Origin of the sequence: Spiroplasma attinicola, assembly GCF_023509825.1 — a bacterium.
Classification (GTDB): domain Bacteria; phylum Bacillota_I; class Bacilli_A; order Mycoplasmatales; family VBWQ01; genus Spiroplasma_D; species Spiroplasma_D attinicola.
The window spans coordinates 543,187-561,740 of sequence record NZ_JAKQXY010000001.1 but is presented as its reverse complement, the minus strand read 5'-3'; the positions used below and the strand labels follow the sequence as shown (position 1 = coordinate 561,740).

Below are 18,554 nucleotides of genomic sequence, written 5' to 3'. Positions count from 1 at the left end.
CCTTCCTTTATTTTTAATAATTTTTTTCCAAATTTATAAATAATATTATACAAAATTTGTAATTAATAACAATAACACCTTTAAATTATTTTATTATTATTCCAATAAAGATTCCGCTGTGATTTCTTTTGCTGGTTTTAATTTTAAAAGGTCTAAAATTGTTGGAGTAATATTAGCTAAACTACCTTCTGATTTTAACTTTAATCCTTTTTTACAAATAATTAATGGTACAAGTTGTGATGTATGTTTTTTGTTAATTTCACCCTGTTCATCAATCATTACTTCAGCATTACCATGATCGGCAGTAATAATCAAAGTGCCATCAACTTTTTTTAATGATTGATAAATTTTTCCTAAACATTCATCAATAGTATCAATTGCTTTAATTGCTGCTTTTAAATTACCAGTATGACCAACCATATCAGCATTAGCAAAGTTTAAAATAATTACATCATATTTATCTTTTGCAATTTCACTAATTAATTTATTAGTAATTAGTGGTGCACTCATTTCTGGTTTTAAATCATAAGTGTCTACTTTTTGTGAAGGAATTAAATCAATACTAGCACCTGGTAAAGTAATTTCTCCTTGCGTTGCTAAACCATTTTTAAAATAATCTTTACCTCCATCAAAAAAGAAAGTAACATGGGCAATTTTTTCAGTTTCAGCAATTCTTAATTGTGTATAATGATTTTTACTCAATCATTCTCCCAAACCATTATTAACATCATTAGGTGGAAAAATAATTCCCTGTGTTTTAACACTATTAGCATAATGCATCATTGAAACAAAATAAATATTCTTTAATGGTACTGCTTTATTATTGTCTCAAAATTGATAATGACTATTAGATAAAGCTGATGCTAATTGAATTGCTCGATCAGGACGAAAGTTAGCAAAAATTACACTATCATTATCACTAATTTTACTATTAGATAAAGTTTTATTATATGCAGGGATAATGAATTCATCACTATGATTATTTTTATATTCTTGATCAATATAAGTTAACGGATCAGAAAAAGATGCTCCTTGGTGAAAAACCATTGCATCATAGGCTAATTGTAAGCGATCTCATCGTTTATCACGATCCATGGCATAATAACGACCAGAAATTGAAGCAATTTGACCAATTTTTAACTGATTGATTTTATTAATTAATTGTTGTAAATAAATTTTGGCAACATTACTTTTAGTATCTCGACCATCTAAAATTACATGAAGATAAACATTAGAAAATTTTTCTTGCGCACAAAAATCTAATAATGCCAAAATGTGATTAATATGAGCATGAACACCACCATCACTTAATAGTCCAATAATATGAAGTTTACTATTTTTTGCTTTAGCAGCAGCAATTGCTTTAGTAATTACTTGATTTTTAAAAAATGTTTTGTCGGCAATTGCCCGATTAATTAACGTTAAAGATTGATAAATTGTTCTACCTGCTCCAATATGTAAGTGACCTACTTCAGAATTACCCATTTGTCCTTCTGGTAAACCAACTGCTAAACCAGAAGCTTTTAATTCTGTATGAGGGTAATTTTTGATAAAATAGTCCAAATTTGGAGTTTTAGCTTGACTAATTGCATTACTTGAACTAGGTTTTGCAATTCCAAAACCATCTAAAATTGCTAATAAAATTGGTTGTTTTTTCATTGTTTAATACGAACCTTTCAATTAAGTTATTTAAATTGTTTGATTATTAGTATTATCTTTTAAGTATTTAATAATATTTTGAATAAAATCATTAATCACTTGATAATTATTAGCTTCAATAAAAACAGTATCATCATTATGATTATTAATTTTAATAAATGATGAAGATGAAAATTGTTCAATTAATGACTTTAAATTAATTTTATTAATTAAATCAGTACTAATTTTTCAAACAAGTAAAGAATCATCAAGATTATTATTTGATAAAAATAAAATTTTATTCTTACCTTCTGTCAATTGTTCTTTTGCTTTTAATTCTAATAATTCTTTGTCAATTAAAAAATTATTAAAGCTGATATGAACAATATCATAATCAGCAACTCTTTCTGAATAATGAGTTCCAGCAGACTGATCAACAAGATTTTTTACTATTTGCAAATTTTGATTTTTAAATTTAGTAAAATTGCTTTTTAACTGCAAATAATCTTGATTTAATTTTCCTAAATCTTCATAAGTATTTATTTCATCATTCAAATAAAATTGTGAAATTAATTCATCATTATTAATCACTTTAATTTTTTTATTAATTACTTTAATTGATGTTAATAATTCTTTTTTAGCATTCAAAAAAAACTGATCAATGTTTGCTTTACCAACCAAGAAAGTAACAATAAAATTAGAACCATTAATTTCAAAACTTGTAATTTCAAGTTTTTCAAGTTTAAAAATATTTTTAATTTCTACTTTAGTTAAATTATTTTCTAGAAATTGATAATTTTGATAATCAAGTTTCTTATTACTTAAAAAATTATTAATTGAATTACGAACTTGAAAAATTAAATCCTTTGTAACATTAATTTTTTTAAATCTTAGTTGAAATTGAGATTCATTAATAATAATTTTAATTTTTGAAATAAGATTTGTTTGTAACTTATCATAATGATTAAAAAACAAATTAAATAATTTCGCAGCTAATTTATTAATAGATAATCTTTTATTGAACTCTTCATCAGCTTCTAAAGTTATTTGATGCTCAGGATTAATAACAATAATACCTGAAATTATTTTTACTAAATGAAAATAAACACCTTTAATAATTTTATTATTAACATCAATAATTTTGGCTTTAAAAAAGTCACTACTAATGATACCTTGTTCAGAAATAATTTTATTATCACAACTATTTAAAATTGTTCGATCTAAAACAATTAAGCCATGATTTGATAATTGATTAACAATTTCAGCTTTTTCATCTAATAAAGCCAAAATCTTACTATTAATTCTCTTTTTCGTTTTAATAATTTTTGTTTTAGGAAAAAGATAACTATTAGCTTTTGTTTTTAAATATTTCCATCAATTTTTTTCTTCTAATTGAGGCATTTTATTGTCCCTCTTTCTACTTTTAGAATAAATAAATTTTTATCAAAAATAAAAAAATTAATGCAATAAATTAATAAAGTCAGTTACTTGTAATGAAGCGCTACCAACTAAAGCACCATCAATATCAGGTTGTGCTAAAAATGTTTTAATATTTTCAGGTTTTACTGACCCACCATATTGAATTCTTACTTTATTAGCAATTTCTTTTTGATATAACTTAGCAATTATTGTTCTAATCAAAGCACAAATATTTTGTGCTTCAGCAACAGAAGCAGTTTTACCTGTTCCAATTGCTCAAATTGGTTCATAAGCAATAATTAATTTAGCTACATTTTCACCAGAAATATCTCTTAATGCTAATTTAATTTGTGTTTCTATTACTTGATCAGTAGTTTTTCTTTCATATTGAACTAAAGTTTCACCACAACATAAAATTGGAATCATTTTAGAGTTATTAAAAATTGTTTTTAATTTACGATTAATACTTTCATTTGTTTCATTGAAATATTGACGACGTTCCGAATGACCAATAATAACATGACTAACATTTAATTCTTCCAACATGTTAATTGAAACTTCACCAGTAAACGCACCTTGCAATTGATCATGACAATTTTGAGCCGCAACAATTAAATTTTTTACTTGCTTATTTTTTAAAGCAATTAAATTAGTGAAACTTGAAGCAATACCAAATTGACAATTAAAAGTTTTATTATTTATCTTTTTCTCAAATTCAGTTAAAAAGTCAGTTGTTTCTTTCATTGTCTTATGCATTTTTCAATTTCCAATAATAATTTTTTGACGCATTAGTAAACCTTCTTTTCTATATTGATGAAATCCGTTTTTTCTTTATTTATCTTAAGTTTTAATTAATTTAAATAAATAACCATTTACTTTATAACATATTTATCTAAGAAAAATAAGACTTCCAGATTTAAAAAAGAGTAATTTCAAAAGAAAAAGGCATCTAAATGCCTTAAAATATATTTTTAATAATGGTGGTTAAGGGCGGAATCGAACCGCCGACACTACGATCTTCAGTCGTATGCTCTACCTACTGAGCTACTCAACCTTGACGATAAAATAATAACATAAATTATTAAAATGACAAAATAAATTTTTATTATAAAAAACAAATCTTCATAAAAGTAATATACTATAAAAGTAAGAAAAATATAATGGGAATTTACTTATAATAAAATATTATAAAAAGATAGCGGAGTTGAATTATGAAGAATATATTTAAAAAAATCATTGAACTTACTAAAGAATTACAAACTCTTAAACAAAAAATTAAAATAAATTTAGAATAAAAAACAAAAACAATCGAAACTGAAAATTAATAAACAAGAAATTGTAATACAATTAAATTATTATCTAAATTTAATATCTCAAAATAAAGGAATATTTATGAGTAAAACAAAAATTCCACAACTAGAAACATCACGATTAATTCTAAGAACCATTAAACGCAAAGATGCTAAAAATGTTTTTGACTATGCTCAAGATCAAGCATTGAGTAAATATGTTTTTTGACAACCACATCAATCAATTCGTGATAGTAAAAGATTTATCAAAGATACAATTAAACAATATCAACAACCAAATAAATTTATGTGAGCAATTGAATTAAAAGACCAAAATATAATGATTGGTACTTGTGGAGTTATGCGATATTATCAAGAAAATAAAACAATTGAAATTGGCTATGCACTTAATCCAAAATTCCAAAATAAAGGTTATATGAAAGAATCATTACAAACAATAATTAATTATATTTTTAATAATTTAGATATTATCCGAATTCAGGGGGTTTGTGTTACTGAAAATATTGCTTCAGAAAAAACTATGATTAGTTGCAAGATGATTTTTGAAGGTATTTTACATGATAATTTCATTAAAGATAATCAAATTTATGATTGTAAACTTTTAGCAATTACTAAAAGAAATTATTTAAAAAATTCTCCTAATAAAAATAAAAAAGTTAATTAAATTATTTATTAATTAACTTTTTTATTTATTTAAAAAAATGGCGGTCTTGACGGGACTTGAACCCGCGACCTCCCGCGTGACAGGCGGGTGTGCTAACCAAACTGCACCACAAGACCATGGTTTCGGAGGCTAGATTCGAACTAACAATCTTCGGGTTATGAGCCCGACGAGATACCATTTCTCCACTCCGAAATATAATATGAAATTTATTTAAATGGCGGGAACTGAGGGATTCGAACCCCCGCGCGTCGCAAAACGCCTCCCAGTTTTCAAGACTGGTCCCTTCAGCCACTTGGGTAAGTTCCCATTTAATAATTGGTGGACCCTATTGGATTCGAACCAATGATCACCCGGTTATGAGCCGGGGGCTTTAACCAACTAAACTAAGGGTCCATAATCAATGGTAGCGGAGAAGGGACTTGAACCCATGACCTTTCGGGTATGAACCGAATGTTCTAAACCAACTGAACTACCCCGCCAAATAGAAATTTGTTATTTAATTTAAATGGTGGATTCGATCGGACTCGAACCGACTACCTCCTGAGTGCAAGTCAGGTGTTCTCCCAGGTGAACTACGAACCCATGTAAATTATTAAATATGGTCGGGAAGACAGGATTTGAACCTGCGATCTCTCGGTCCCAAACCGAGCGCCCTACCAAGCTAGACTACTTCCCGAGGTTTGGCGCGCCTAGCAGGAGTCGAACCCACACCTTTTGATCCGTAGTCAAATGATCTATCCATTAAACTATAGGCGCACAACTTACTAATAATAAAATAACAAACCTAGTAAATTATACTTATTTAAAGAAAATTTTACAAGTTAATTTCTAAGAATTCATCATATTTAATAATGGAGGAGTTGGACGGATTTGAACCGACGAATACTAGTTTTGCAGACTAGGGCCTTAAACCAACTTGGCGACAACTCCAAATTTTTTTTATCATCTTTAATTAAGCATTTTTATAATATCAATGATATGCAATAAATACAATACAGAAAATAAAAAAGCACAATAATAAGTGCTAAAAATGGTGGAGATGACGGGAATTGAACCCGTGTCCAAAAGAGAACTAACAAATAACTTCTACAGTTTAGTATAATTATCTGTCTCATTAATATTGTCTAATTACACGAAAGCAATATTAACTAGTTAATTAGGTTTTTAAAAAAAACTTTATTAACATCAGTTTTTTCTAGTTTGTTTTATGTTTCATTAATTAATAACAACAAACAATTATTTAATTAATGGTAGTTTGAATATATCTTTAAGCAGATAAAGTAACTAAGTTATTAGAATTCATGAAACCAAAGTTGAATGAACCTAATTTAGCTTTAATGTCTGCAGGAACTACAGTTTTGTTTTTGTTTCCGGTTATTTGAACCCCGAAGTCTTATGGTTTACAAGACCACTGCCATTACTTACCGTTTTCTTCTGTCGAAACCAAAACATCCCCACAATTATTATACTATATTTGCTTGATTTTAGCAAGATTAGTAAATAATTAATAAGAAAAAAATCATAAAAATTTATAATGTTTCTTTTTGCATATTTACACTCTTCTTAAAAGATTTAATATTTTTTATTTCTACTTTATCTTCAGAAAGTTTATCAATTAAATTATAAAAAAATACAGCCTTATAGACGCTGTATCAGCCGAAAATCGGCAAACCTTTACCCGTAAGGAGTGAAATGAGACTATAAAACGAAATAGCCTTAATTTAATAATACACTTATTTTTTAAAATTATGTAACGAACTTGGCTAAACATAAATAAAAAATATAGTGCTACAATAATATTAACAATTATAAACTCAATTAAAGGAATAGTTATGACAGTTCAAGAATGAGACCAAACTTTACGAGATGGCATTAAATTACATATGTATCAATGAAAACCAAAAAATTTAAAAAATGTTAAAGGAGTTGTTCAATTAGTTCATGGTAGCGCTGAACATGCAAAAAGATATGATGATTTTGCTAACTATTTAGTAGAAAATGATTATATAGTTATTGCTGATGATCATCGTGGTCATGGTAAAACAGCACAAAGTAAGGAAGATTTAGGTTTTTTTGCAGAAGAAGATGGTTGAGAAAAAATTATTGATGATTTATATGAAGTAACATCTTATATTAAAAAAGCTTATCCTAATCAACCAATCGTTATCTTTGGCCATTCAATGGGTTCTTTTATGGTGCGACATTATCTTATTAAATATGGTGCCAATATTAAAGCAGCAGTAATTTGCGGTACAGCATTTCATAAAAAATTACTATTAAAACTTTCAATTAAAATCGCAAAACATAATCAAAAGAAACTTGGATCAAAAGCAAAAGATCAAAAAATTTATAATTTATCATATGCTAAATTTGGTAAACGATTTAAAGATGAAGGTAAAACTGGAACTGAATGATTAAGCACCGATAAAAAAGTACAAAAAGCATTTCAAGATGATCCATTATCTGGTCAAGTTTTTTCAACCAGTGCTTTTAAAGATATGTTTACTGGCTTATTATTTATTAATAATAAAAAAAATATTCAAAAAGCACCAAAAGACTTACCAATTTTACTTATTTCAGGTCAAGATGACCCAGTTGGTAATTTTGGTAAAGGTGTAAAAAAAGTTTATAAACTTTTTAAAAAACATCACACCAATGTCAATATTAAACTTTATCGCAACGCTAGACATGAAATTTTAAATGAACCAATTAAAACTGAAGTTTATCAAGACATTTTAAATTTTTATAATAAATCTTTATCTGAATCAAAAAAACTAACTTAATTTTTAAGTTAGTTTTTATTAATATTTATCTTTAATTTCTCTTTTTAATTGTCGAGCCTTAAGTGTTTGTCTTTTATCATATAATTTCTTTGGTCGAGCAGTAGCAATCTCTAATTTTGCCTTTTGTTTTTGGTTTAAATACAAATTTAAAACGATAATTACAACACTTTTTGTTTTTTGTTCATGTTGTAATCTTAAAATTTCGTTTTTATGCAATAACAATTTTCTTTTCCTTAATGGATCATCTTGATATGAATTACTAAATTGATAATTCGTAATATTCATATTAATAATATATGCTTGATTTTTGACAAAACTAACATAACTATCTTGAATATTAACATCAGCATTTCTAATTGCTTTAATTTCAGCACCAGTTAAAACAATCCCTGCTTCATAACGATCTAAAACTTCGTAATTAAAAAATGCTTTACGATTTTTACTAATAACTTTCATTTTATGCTCCAAAAAATAAAATTATTATGCTGTAATAATTTAAGTATAACCGATTATTAATTAGCGATAAATTTTTTCTCATTGATAAACCGAACCATAAGCTAAAGCAGTAATTGTTAAATTTTGATTAAACTTTTGTAAATTAATCGCAATTTCTGCTAGTGAAATCCCAGTTGAAACAACATCATCAATCATAATAATTTTCTTATGATTAAAAAAGTGTTGATAACTTTTTTTAAACTGAATTTTATTATTAATTTCTGTTTTTCTTTGTTTTAAATTTAAATGATTTTCTCAAAATTTTAAATAATCTTTAACAAGAAATGCATCATTAATTAATTGAATTTTTAATTCTAATTTTTCAGCAATTAATTTTATTAATTGTAAAACAATTTTTTCTAAACTACTAACTGAAGTAGTTTTTAATGGCATCATAATAAAATAATCAATATCATTAAATAAATTGAATTTTTGACCAACTAAAAATAAATTATTAGCAATTTTAAGACAATCAGCATCATTTAAATTTTTAGTTTTAATTAATTGATAATCATCATTAACTCATGGTAAATTAGGATATTTTTCTAACCCTGGTGACTTAAAAAAACCAAAAAAATAACATGGAATTGTAACTGATGATTGTTTGATAATCCGAAAATTATTTTCCTTATTAAGGTTCATTTTTATCCTCTGATAATTTTCTATTTTCTTGCTCGTTTACTATAATAAAATTTCACTTTACGATCACGTTTTTTATTTTGCAATACTTTATTATTTTCTTGCTTACTATCAGCTAAAAGAAAATCAATCGTTCTTGTTTCTTTATTAGCATTTTTAACAATAATATTAACTTCTTGACCTAAACGATATTGCTTTCGTTTTCTTTCACCAAATAAAATCATTGCTTTTTCATTAAAAATATAAAAATCATCATTCATATCTGATAATTTAATTAATCCTTCAATTGTATTTGGTAATTCAATAAAAAGACCAAAACCAGTAATTGATGAAATAATACCAGTAAATTTCTGATTAATAAATTTTGTCATATATTCTGCTTTTTTCATTTGTTCAACAGTTCGTTCACATTCCATTGCTTTAACTTCCATGTTACTTGATTGTTCTGCTGCTAAAGCAGTAAAATTTTGATTTCTAGCAATAACTTTACCATTAATTTCTTTTGTAATCAAATATTGTCTTAATAAACGGTGAACAACTAAATCAGGATAACGACGAATTGGCGAAGTGAAATGAGTATAACAATCACTAGCTAAACCAAAGTGACCAATATTATCATTACTATATCGTGCTTTTTCCATACTTCTCAATAACAAAGTTGATAAAATTTGGAAATTTGGTAAGTCTTTAATTGAATTTAATAAAATTTGTAAATCTTTTGAGTGCAACTTTTCTCAATGATAATTGCCTTGAACACCCATTAACTTTAAAATTGTTGTCATTTGTGACAACTTTTTCTTTCTTGGTGATTCATGAATCCGATAAATAAAAGGTAAATTTTTATCATAAATTGTTTTAGCTACAACTTCATTGGCACGAATCATAAAACTTTCAATTAATTTTTCAGAAATATCACGAGTTCTAACTTTAATATCAGTTACTTCACCTTGTTCATTAACAACAACTTTTGCTTCATCAATATTAAAATCAATTACTCCTGTATTAATCTTATAATTTGCTAAAATTTGATATAACTCTTTTGCATCTTGTAACATTTTTCATACTTTTGGATGAGTTTTAGTAAATTCTGGTGCTTGATTATGATATGCCTCATTAACTTCATCATAATTCATTCTGCGAACTGATTTTATTAATGCTTGATAAATTTCACTTTTAACAGTATCACCTTGATGATTAATTTCCATATCACAAACCATCGCTAATCGTTCTACTTGTTCATTCAAAGAACAAATTCCATTTGATAATTGCGTTGGTAACATTGGAATTACTCGATCAGCTAAATAAACAGATGTACCACGAATAAAAGCTTCATCATCTAAAGCATTTTTTGGTTGAACATAATGACTAACATCAGCAATAGCAACAATTAAACGATAATTACCATTTTTTAATCGATAAACACAAATTGCATCATCAAAATCTTTGGCATCTTTACCATCAATTGTTACTAAAAGTTCTTTTCTTAAATCTACTCGATTTGCTTTCTCTGATTCTAAAACTGTTTGACTAATTTCATTAGCAGCCATTAATGTTTCAGGATCAAATTGTGCTTTAATGCCTATTTCATAAATTACTGATAAAATATCAACTCCTGGATCATTTAAATTTCCAAGAATTTTTTCAATTGTAACTGTAAAAGCATTATCTTGAAAATTATTAATTTTAACTACAACAATATTATTTTCAATTGCTTGTTCTTCATTAAGAATTTTAACTTTATAACGATGCATTTTACTATTTTGAATACTCAAAGTTTTTTCTTTTGTTATTTGATCAACAATTACAGTGCCAACTAAAGTCGTGGTATTGCGTTTTAAAACATGACTAACTACTGCTTCATCACCAGTAAGAATGGTAAATAACACTTCATCTTCATTTAAAGCAGAATTAGTATGATTTGGACTAACACGATATTCTTTTTCACTATTTAAAGGTTTAATAAAGCCACTACCACGCATAGTAATTTGAATTGTTCCAATTAAAAAATTATGATAATTTTTTTCAAGGTAATATTGTTTTTGATCGTTTTCAAGAATAATATCGCTATTTTTTAAATCTTCTAAATCAGATAACATTTCTTCTTGTTGATTGTGATTACTAATTTTTAATTTACTAGTTAATTCAACAACTGATAAAGGTTTTAAAGAATTCTTTAAAACATCAAGGATTTGCTGTTTCATATTTTATTAACAACTCCAAATCTTTTCTTTTAATAAATTATAATAAAAATTTTAGTTTAAAATAAAAAATATAAAATTAGCACCTTAAATTCCAAATGCACCGCAATCAATAGTTTCAGATATCTTTTATTTCTGTCACTACTTTTCGAGTGCATTTTACTTAAATTGTAATGTTTTTTATTGTTAAATTAAAAATATAAACTAAAATAGTAATTAAGTAAATAATTAAATTGAATAATTATAATTGCTTTGAACTTCTAATTTTTTGTTTCTTATTTTAAGCTAATTTTTTTTGTTCATAATAAAACTTAATAATTTCATCAAATAATATTTGACTTAATTCAATTGTATTAACTGAATTATGAACTTTTTTATTAATAAGAATTCTTTCAGGAGTAATAAAAACATCAACTCCCCCATCCTTATTGTTACTATTTTTATAACTTTGTAATTGTTGTTCACTTTCAAAAAATAATTTTGAAATTCTTTTTTCACTACTTGCCATTGCTTTTGCCTCTTTTCTATTTTTTAAATCAATCATTGATTTTGAGTTCATAAATTATCTCAAAAGTAATAGCATCTTATTAAAAATAATTAAGATACTAATATTAATTATAATAATGTATTAAGTAAAATTCTAATAATAATTGCGATAATAAATAACAATATTCCTAAAACTAAAGTCATAATTGAAAATAGTCGTGATCAACCTCGCTCTTTAGTACTAGCAAATAATTCTTGATTACCACCACTTAAAGCACCTAAACCATTATGATTCTTTTTTCCTTGCAATAAACCAACAATAACTAATATTGTTCCTATAACAAATAAAATAATTTCTAAAGCAAAAATAATATCTTGATTCATAATTCACATCCACTCATTTGATTTCAAAAGAATTTTATTTTGAATTCTTAAAAAGAAAATTTTCTTAACTAATCTTGTCTTATTTTAACACTAATTAAGACAAATAAATCAAAATTTTAATTAAGTTAATATGTTATAATGTAAAATAATATTTATTAAAGTTTAAAAAATAACTTCTTTCTTAAGGAAAATCATGGAAGGATAAAAAAATTAATGAAAAAGAAAATTGGAATTGTTGCTGATTCATCATCAGGTTTAACAAAAAAAGATTTTACAGAAATGAAAGATTTAGGCTTTTGTCCATTACTAATTACTTTTGATGATGAAGAAACAGTTGAAGATGATCCACGAACTTTTAATGAACAAGATTTTGTTGAAAGAATTACAACAAAAAAGCAATTAGCAAAAACATCACAAACACCGTTAGGTAAAATGACGATGGTTTGAGAAGCAATGCTAAAAAAATTTGAAAAGATTATTTTTATCCCATTATCAAAAGGTTTATCAGGACAATATAATACAGCTTGTGTTTTGGCCAAAGAACCAAAGTTTAAAGATAAAGTTCATGTTTTTGATTCAAATGGTGTTTCAATAATTAATTGAGCAATAGTTAAAAAAGCTTACAATATGGCACAAGAAAAAGATGCTGATGTAACAACAATTTTAACAGCATTAAAAAAAATTAGTGAAAACTATCAAGCTTTTATTTTACCTAATGACATTACTTATTTAGCGCGAGGTGGCAGAGTTAGTAAATCAGCTGCTGGTTTAGCTAAAATGTTAAAAATAAAACCAATTCTTACTTTTGATGGAACAATTGATAAGTTTGATACAACAAGAACTTGAAAGAAAGCTGTATATAAAGCGCTTAATGAAATTATTAAATTTCAAAAACTTCATAAAACTGATACAACACTTTATGTTATTGATGGTTATGCTGATAAAGAATTGGTTGATGAAACAATGAAATATATTAAAAGTTATTCGTTTAAAAAAACTAAAAATGTCAAATTAGCAAATGTTATTGCTGCTCATACAGGATTGAATGCTTTTGCTTTAGTAATATTTGCTCTTGATGAAACTAAAGATTTATAAAACAAAAAAAATCACATTTTGTGATTTTTTTTATGGCGGGGGTTGTAGGACTCGAACCCACACTTTCGGATCTGAAGGCCGACGTTCTAGCCATTAAAACTAAACCCCCCCTTTTATTTAAAGGTAATTAAATTTTTACTGTTTAATTTTACTGAAATCTAATTTAGATTACAATATTATTTAACTTTTTTTCATTTGTGATTGACAATTATCACAAATCCCGTGAACTTCTAATTTATAATGAGAAAAAAGAAAGTTTCGTTCATTTAGTAAAAAAGAATTTAACTTTTTTTCATCTAAAAAATTAGCATTAATAATTGTTTGATTGTCAAAATGAATAATTTGATAACAAATATTGCACACAACATGAATAATATTATCTGATAATTCATAAAAAATTTGTTTATTATCAAAAACATTAGCATGAATAATATGTTCTTCCATTAACAAATCAATTGTATTGTAAATACTCATAATATTTACGGCACTATTAATTTTTTTTAATTCAGAAATAATATCATTAATACTAATATGTTTTTTTGTAACTAAAATTTCTATTACTGCTTTACGAATATCTGTTAAACGATAATCTTTTGCTTGTAACTTTTCAATAATTTGTTGGTATTGTTTTTTATTTTCAGTCATTGGAAAAATCCTAATTTTTTTTATTGGCAATTAATTTTTCAATTTCTTTGACAATTTCTTTAACAGTTTTATTTTTAAGTTCTTCTAAGTCTTCATCAGGAAATCTAATTTGATATTTATCTTCTAATTCAACAGCAATTGTTGCTAACTCTAAAGAATCTAAATATTCAATATCTCCTAAAACAGTATCTAAAGTAATATTTTCTTTAATTTGTGGGTAATTTGTTTTAATAATTTTCTGAATTGTTTTAAAAATATCCATTATTTTCACTCCAAAGATATTATATAAAATTAAAATGAGTATAACAACTTAGCACTTTAATTTGCCTAAAATTAACTACTAAAAGTAATAAATATAAATATAAATTACACTTAAAGTAAGTATTATTATACTAAAAAATTAAACTAAAAACAAATATAAAAAGCGTTTAATCGCATTTTGTCGTAATTTTTGATAATAATTTTCTGAATAATATTGTTTCCATCAATCTTGATTATCATTAGTTAAAAAATCTTTTACTAAACAAACATATTCTTTCTTTGGCATTAATGCCAAAATTGTTTCTACAACTTGTAAATGATGATGATAATTTACAAGTTGATTAAAATGACGATCAATTTCACCATATTCAAATTTCTTTTCTTGTAATTGGTTAAAATCAGTTGTTGATTCTTGATGTAAAAGTAATTTTGCTTGTAAATATCTTTTAAAGATATTAATTAAAAACTTTTCATCAATTGTTAAAGCGTTTGACATCTTTTCACCTCATAAATAATTAAATGTCTGAGGGAAAAAATCCTTTTTTATTTATTTAATATGCTCGAGCAAAATATGTTCAAGGTGAATTAGGCTTATGACATTTAAAGCAAATGCCATTTTTTTTATAAGGTGTTAACGGTACACAACGAGATGTTGTACTGGTTAATGCTTTAATTTCTGCTTCACATTGATAATCACCACAAAAAGGAGCAATAAAATAACCTTTATGAGTTTTAACTAAATTTTGATATTTCTTAAAATCAGTAACTTCTTGTAAATTTTTTGCAAAATTATTTGCTGAATTTTGTAATAAATCAGTATTACTAGTTGTTAATAAGTCAGAAACTGCTTTTAATATTTGTTTTTCACTATTAATTTTAAGAAAATTTTCTTTTAAATTATGTCGTAAAGTAACTTTAATTGTTGATTTTATAACTTCATTTTGTCCAACTTCAATAATTAAAGGAATTCCTTTAATTGTTGCAGCAGATTTTTTATAACTAGCGCTTTTTTCACTATCATCGACTTGAACGTGATATTGTTTAATGAAAACTTTGTGTAATTTATTAACTAAATTAGTTACTTTTTCATCTTTTGGAAACAAATTTAATATTATTATTTTAACTGGAGCAATTGAGGCTGGTAAAACTAAACCTAAATCATCACTATGAGCCATAATTAAAGCACCAATTAACCTTGTTGAAGCACCAAATGATGTTTGATGAATATATTCTTGTTGATTAAGTTCATTAGTAAACTTAATATTAAAAATTTCAGCAAATTTTGAACCAAAATAATGACTTGTGCCTGCTTGTAATGCCTGACCATCCTGCATCATTGTTTCAATTGTATAAGTTTCTAAAGCTCCAGCAAAGCGTTCATGAACTGTTTTCTTACCTAAAATTACTTTAATTGCTAAAAATTGCTCAACAAATTCGGCATATAATTTAATCATTGTTTCAGTGAAAGCTAAAGCTTTTTGACTTGTAGCATGAACAGTATGACCTTCTTGTCATAAAAATTCGCTATTTCTTAAAAATGGCCGAGTTGTCTTTTCTCAGCGAATCACATTACATCATTGATTATATAAAATTGGTAAATTCTTATAACTTTTAACAATTCTTTGAAAATGTTTACAAAATAAAACTTCAGAAGTTGGACGAATAATAAAAGGTTCGGTCAATTTTTTATTACCAACTTGAGTAACAATTGCACATTCTGGTGCAAAACCTTTAATATGATCTTTTTCTAAAGCAAAAGTTTTTTCAGTAATTAATAATGGAAACATAACATTTTCAACACTATGATTTTTAAATTGTTGATCTAATATTTTTTGTATTGCTTCTCATATTGCATAACCATAAGGGCGAAAAACAATTGTTCCTTTCGTTGAACCATTATCATCACCATAATCACACAAATCTGCTTCTTTAATGACATTAGTATATCATTTTGCAAAATCAACACTTCTTAAAGTGATATTTTGATTAAAATTTTTGGCCATTAGATGGTTCCTTTCTTATTATGACTTCGTTTTCAACTTCAATAACTTGAATAATTTAATGAATCAATTACCTTATCAACTTGACCACCTTCAAATAAATCACCAGATACATATTTAATATTTAATGATTTTAATAAAATAACTTCTGGTACAGTATTAACACCTAATGCCATAATTTCTGTTATTCCCAAAATGTTTAAGTAATTTAAACATGTAATAACTTTAATATATTTTTGAAAATTAAAACTAACATTTTGTAATAATTTTGCCGTTAAAATTACTAAATCAGGTTTAAAATGACTAATTAATTTAAAATTATTAATATTTTTTAAATCATGACTAATAGCAATTTTAATATTATTTTCCCGTAAAATTCTAATAATATTTTCATATTTCGGTCAATTATTAATTGTTATTGTACAGTTATCTTGAAAATCAAATATTAAACTACAATCTTCAAATAAATGCTTTTTTTTATTAAAAATACTAAGAATTTGTGTTAATACTGTTTTATTTTCTAATTCCAATAAAAATAATGGAATAATTAAATCTTTCTTAATTTTTAATTTTTCAAAATCTTCTAATGCTTGTAAGAATAATGGTTCATAAACTTTTCATCATAAACCAGCATCTTGAATATTACGAATTAAATTAAAATAGTCATCATAATAACTATTAGAAATTAAACCTAAACGAGTATAATAATATTTTGGCTCCGTTGCATCATTAGTTTTAAAAACAGAACTAAGATTAACTTTTAAAAGTTTTTGAATTTCTTTTGAGTGTAATAATTGATAATGATCAAGTCGACCTTTTTCTTTATTCTCATTAACTCTTAATTTAATTGGAATTAAAGCATTACCAAAATTAGAAGTTAAAATATTAACATCAATAATTTTATTATATAAAGTAGCAATATTAGATTCTTTTGATTTAATTGGTGCATAAACAACAATCATTTCTGTTTGAATTTGTAAATAACTACTTTTATCAACCAAATTATTTTTAATACTATAATCAAGTTTCTTTTGAAAACGAGTTAAATTAATTTTACGATTTTTTGAATAAACTAAAAATTGACCATCATAATATTTACAAATTAAAGTATTACTATTACCTAATAAATTTTTAATATAATAAGTTAATAACAATTCCATTACTTCAACATTACTAATTGTTAAAATTGATTCCAAATTAAGATAATTTTTAAGTTTAATTAAAAAAATATATTCATACAAGTTATTTATTTTATCAATTCTTTTTTGATTACTATAGAAAAAATTTAAAATTGTCGCAACAAAATCATTCTTTGGTACTGTTAATTGACTTGGATTATTAGCAATTTGTTCAGGAACTGCCGAACGATTATAACGAGTATTACCTTGAATTTGACCATATAAAATTTTATTCTTTGCATCATAATAATTTAAAGTTAAATCATAAGCAATTGTTCGATCAGCTAATTGAAAATAAATTAAATGATTACTTGATAAAAAAGGTAATTCATTAACTAATAAATCTTGGAAAAGAATTTCTAAATCAAATTTAGCTTTGCGACTAATCATTGATTTAAAGACAAAAAGTGAAAGATATTTTTTATTATTTAACACTTCTAAGCCTTCTGCTAAAATAACAGTTTCTTTTTTTAAATCAATTTTTAATGGCACTAAACTTAATATGTCGCTATGAATCACATTATAATAATCAATATTACGATTATTAATTCGTACAAATAAATAAATCATAACAAATAAAAGAATTGAAAAAATAATAAATAAAAAAATTGTTCAATTATTAACCATTAGCCTGCTTTCTTAACCTTTCTTTAATTTCTTTTTACTTAAGTAACAATTTCTCCAGCATTACCTTGAAAAATTTTAACTTTTAAATTTTTCCCCGTAATATGAGTTTTTGCTAAACGAAAAATGCGACGATCTTTAATTAAAATTCAATCAATCGCTTCAATTGGAATTTTTTCATAAATTTGAATCCGATTAGTTTCCAAATTTAATCCTCATTCATCGTAAGTTGTTTCAAATAATTTATTAAGATTAATTGAAATAATTGCAATATTATTCAATTGAACATTTTGCTCACTACATCATTTTCAAAAATAATGTCTTGTAGTATTACCTAATTCCAATTCTAAATAAGTAGCATGCTCCAAATATGTTCAAACAACATACTGTTGTTTTGGTAATAATTTAATTTCACTTGTTGGTTTAATACCTTGTTCTAAAATTAAAGTAATATTATGAACATCAGTATAAAAAAAACCATTAAAAATATTTTTATTTTCTAAATATTTAATAATTTGAATTGTATTTCTTCTACGAAAATTAAATAAAATATTACGACTTTTACGATATTTCTTTTCTAATTTTGTATATTGTGGTTTTTTAGTTTCTTGTTCTGGTTTTTTTGCTTTATCTTCTTCGGAAATAAAAAAATTAATATCTTCTTTTTTTTCTTTTTTTAATTTTTCTTTAATTTTTTTAATTTTGTTTTTCATAATTTTCACCTAGTATAATTAT

At 24.9% G+C, this 18,554-nt stretch carries 17 protein-coding genes, 11 tRNA genes and 1 other RNA gene; 3 read left to right on the top strand and 26 right to left on the bottom strand.

Annotated elements, in window-relative coordinates; all coding sequences use genetic code 4:
• Nucleotides 1-96 precede the first annotated feature (96 nt).
• From gpmI to LT335_RS02760, 4 genes are all read right to left on the bottom strand, one after another.
• The gene (gene gpmI / locus LT335_RS02775; protein ID WP_249728483.1) at nt 97-1,659 is read right to left on the bottom strand and encodes a 2,3-bisphosphoglycerate-independent phosphoglycerate mutase; all 1,563 of its coding nucleotides are present in this window, start codon (nt 1,657-1,659) and stop codon (nt 97-99) included.
• Nucleotides 1,660-1,689: 30 nt separating this feature from the next.
• Complete coding sequence (locus tag LT335_RS02770; protein WP_249728482.1) at nt 1,690-3,039, bottom strand: hypothetical protein; 1,350 nt, start codon at nt 3,037-3,039, stop codon at nt 1,690-1,692.
• Between the two features lie 57 nt (nt 3,040-3,096).
• Nucleotides 3,097-3,846, bottom strand: coding sequence for a triose-phosphate isomerase (gene tpiA, locus LT335_RS02765; protein WP_249728480.1), 750 nt, complete (start codon nt 3,844-3,846; stop codon nt 3,097-3,099).
• Nucleotides 3,847-4,035: 189 nt separating this feature from the next.
• Nucleotides 4,036-4,111: transfer RNA gene (locus LT335_RS02760), tRNA-Phe, on the bottom strand.
• 338 nt (nt 4,112-4,449) lie between these two features.
• Here LT335_RS02760 and LT335_RS02755 point away from each other — a divergent pair.
• Complete coding sequence (locus tag LT335_RS02755; protein WP_249728478.1) at nt 4,450-5,031, top strand: GNAT family N-acetyltransferase; 582 nt, start codon at nt 4,450-4,452, stop codon at nt 5,029-5,031.
• Nucleotides 5,032-5,069: 38 nt separating this feature from the next.
• Here LT335_RS02755 and LT335_RS02750 read toward each other — a convergent pair.
• The 10 genes from LT335_RS02750 to ssrA form a co-directional block, all read right to left on the bottom strand.
• Nucleotides 5,070-5,147 (bottom strand) — tRNA-Asp (locus tag LT335_RS02750).
• 1 nt (nt 5,148) lies between these two features.
• A tRNA-Met gene (locus LT335_RS02745) sits at nt 5,149-5,223 on the bottom strand.
• 23 nt (nt 5,224-5,246) lie between these two features.
• Nucleotides 5,247-5,337, bottom strand: a tRNA-Ser gene (locus LT335_RS02740).
• Between the two features lie 10 nt (nt 5,338-5,347).
• Nucleotides 5,348-5,424, bottom strand: a tRNA-Ile gene (locus LT335_RS02735).
• Nucleotides 5,425-5,432: 8 nt separating this feature from the next.
• Nucleotides 5,433-5,510: transfer RNA gene (locus tag LT335_RS02730), tRNA-Met, on the bottom strand.
• Nucleotides 5,511-5,537: 27 nt separating this feature from the next.
• Nucleotides 5,538-5,613 (bottom strand) — tRNA-Ala (locus LT335_RS02725).
• A gap of 17 nt (nt 5,614-5,630) precedes the next feature.
• Nucleotides 5,631-5,707: transfer RNA gene (locus tag LT335_RS02720), tRNA-Pro, on the bottom strand.
• A gap of 5 nt (nt 5,708-5,712) precedes the next feature.
• Nucleotides 5,713-5,787 (bottom strand) — tRNA-Arg (locus LT335_RS02715).
• Nucleotides 5,788-5,883: 96 nt separating this feature from the next.
• A tRNA-Cys gene (locus tag LT335_RS02710) sits at nt 5,884-5,961 on the bottom strand.
• Nucleotides 5,962-6,062: 101 nt separating this feature from the next.
• Nucleotides 6,063-6,487: a transfer-messenger RNA gene (gene ssrA / locus LT335_RS02705) on the bottom strand.
• A gap of 376 nt (nt 6,488-6,863) precedes the next feature.
• Between ssrA and LT335_RS02700 the strand changes: the two genes are divergently transcribed.
• Nucleotides 6,864-7,814 carry an alpha/beta fold hydrolase gene (locus LT335_RS02700; protein ID WP_249728477.1) on the top strand — a complete coding sequence of 317 codons (951 nt, stop codon included), beginning with the start codon at nt 6,864-6,866 and terminating at the stop codon, nt 7,812-7,814.
• A gap of 18 nt (nt 7,815-7,832) precedes the next feature.
• Here LT335_RS02700 and smpB read toward each other — a convergent pair whose 3' ends face one another.
• The 5 genes from smpB to secG form a co-directional block, all read right to left on the bottom strand.
• Complete coding sequence (gene smpB / locus LT335_RS02695) at nt 7,833-8,270, bottom strand: SsrA-binding protein (protein WP_249728475.1); 438 nt, start codon at nt 8,268-8,270, stop codon at nt 7,833-7,835.
• A gap of 60 nt (nt 8,271-8,330) precedes the next feature.
• Entirely contained in the window at nt 8,331-8,951 is a 621-nt protein-coding gene (locus LT335_RS02690; RefSeq protein WP_249728473.1) for a hypothetical protein, read from the bottom strand.
• A 20-nt stretch (nt 8,952-8,971) separates the two neighbouring features.
• On the bottom strand, nt 8,972-11,149 hold the full coding sequence (rnr, locus tag LT335_RS02685) for a ribonuclease R (RefSeq protein ID WP_249728471.1): 2,178 nt from the start codon (nt 11,147-11,149) through the stop codon (nt 8,972-8,974).
• A 277-nt stretch (nt 11,150-11,426) separates the two neighbouring features.
• Nucleotides 11,427-11,705 (bottom strand): hypothetical protein, encoded by a 279-nt coding sequence (locus tag LT335_RS02680; protein WP_249728469.1) that lies wholly within the window; start codon nt 11,703-11,705, stop codon nt 11,427-11,429.
• Between the two features lie 56 nt (nt 11,706-11,761).
• On the bottom strand, nt 11,762-12,016 hold the full coding sequence (gene secG, locus LT335_RS02675; protein WP_249728468.1) for a preprotein translocase subunit SecG: 255 nt from the start codon (nt 12,014-12,016) through the stop codon (nt 11,762-11,764).
• 213 nt (nt 12,017-12,229) lie between these two features.
• Here secG and LT335_RS02670 point away from each other — a divergent pair, with 213 nt between their 5' ends.
• A complete protein-coding gene (locus LT335_RS02670; RefSeq protein ID WP_249728466.1) occupies nt 12,230-13,111 on the top strand; it encodes a DegV family protein in 882 nt (293 codons plus the stop codon).
• Nucleotides 13,112-13,144: 33 nt separating this feature from the next.
• Here the strand turns inward: LT335_RS02670 and LT335_RS02665 are convergent.
• The 7 genes from LT335_RS02665 to LT335_RS02635 form a co-directional block, all read right to left on the bottom strand.
• Nucleotides 13,145-13,220, bottom strand: a tRNA-Trp gene (locus LT335_RS02665).
• A gap of 71 nt (nt 13,221-13,291) precedes the next feature.
• On the bottom strand, nt 13,292-13,756 hold the full coding sequence (locus LT335_RS02660; RefSeq protein WP_249728465.1) for a Fur family transcriptional regulator: 465 nt from the start codon (nt 13,754-13,756) through the stop codon (nt 13,292-13,294).
• 10 nt (nt 13,757-13,766) lie between these two features.
• Nucleotides 13,767-14,018, bottom strand: coding sequence for an acyl carrier protein (locus LT335_RS02655; protein WP_249728463.1), 252 nt, complete (start codon nt 14,016-14,018; stop codon nt 13,767-13,769).
• A 138-nt stretch (nt 14,019-14,156) separates the two neighbouring features.
• Entirely contained in the window at nt 14,157-14,513 is a 357-nt protein-coding gene (locus LT335_RS02650) for an MG284/MPN403 family protein (protein ID WP_249728461.1), read from the bottom strand.
• Nucleotides 14,514-14,568: 55 nt separating this feature from the next.
• A complete protein-coding gene (gene proS / locus LT335_RS04565; protein ID WP_249728459.1) occupies nt 14,569-16,020 on the bottom strand; it encodes a proline--tRNA ligase in 1,452 nt (483 codons plus the stop codon).
• Nucleotides 16,020-17,822: an EAL domain-containing protein gene (locus tag LT335_RS02640; RefSeq protein ID WP_249728458.1), complete on the bottom strand. Its 1,803-nt coding sequence runs from the start codon at nt 17,820-17,822 to the stop codon at nt 16,020-16,022. Before LT335_RS02640 ends, proS begins: the two co-directional genes overlap by 1 nt.
• A gap of 38 nt (nt 17,823-17,860) precedes the next feature.
• On the bottom strand, nt 17,861-18,532 hold the full coding sequence (locus tag LT335_RS02635; RefSeq protein ID WP_249728456.1) for a hypothetical protein: 672 nt from the start codon (nt 18,530-18,532) through the stop codon (nt 17,861-17,863).
• Nucleotides 18,533-18,554 lie beyond the last annotated feature (22 nt).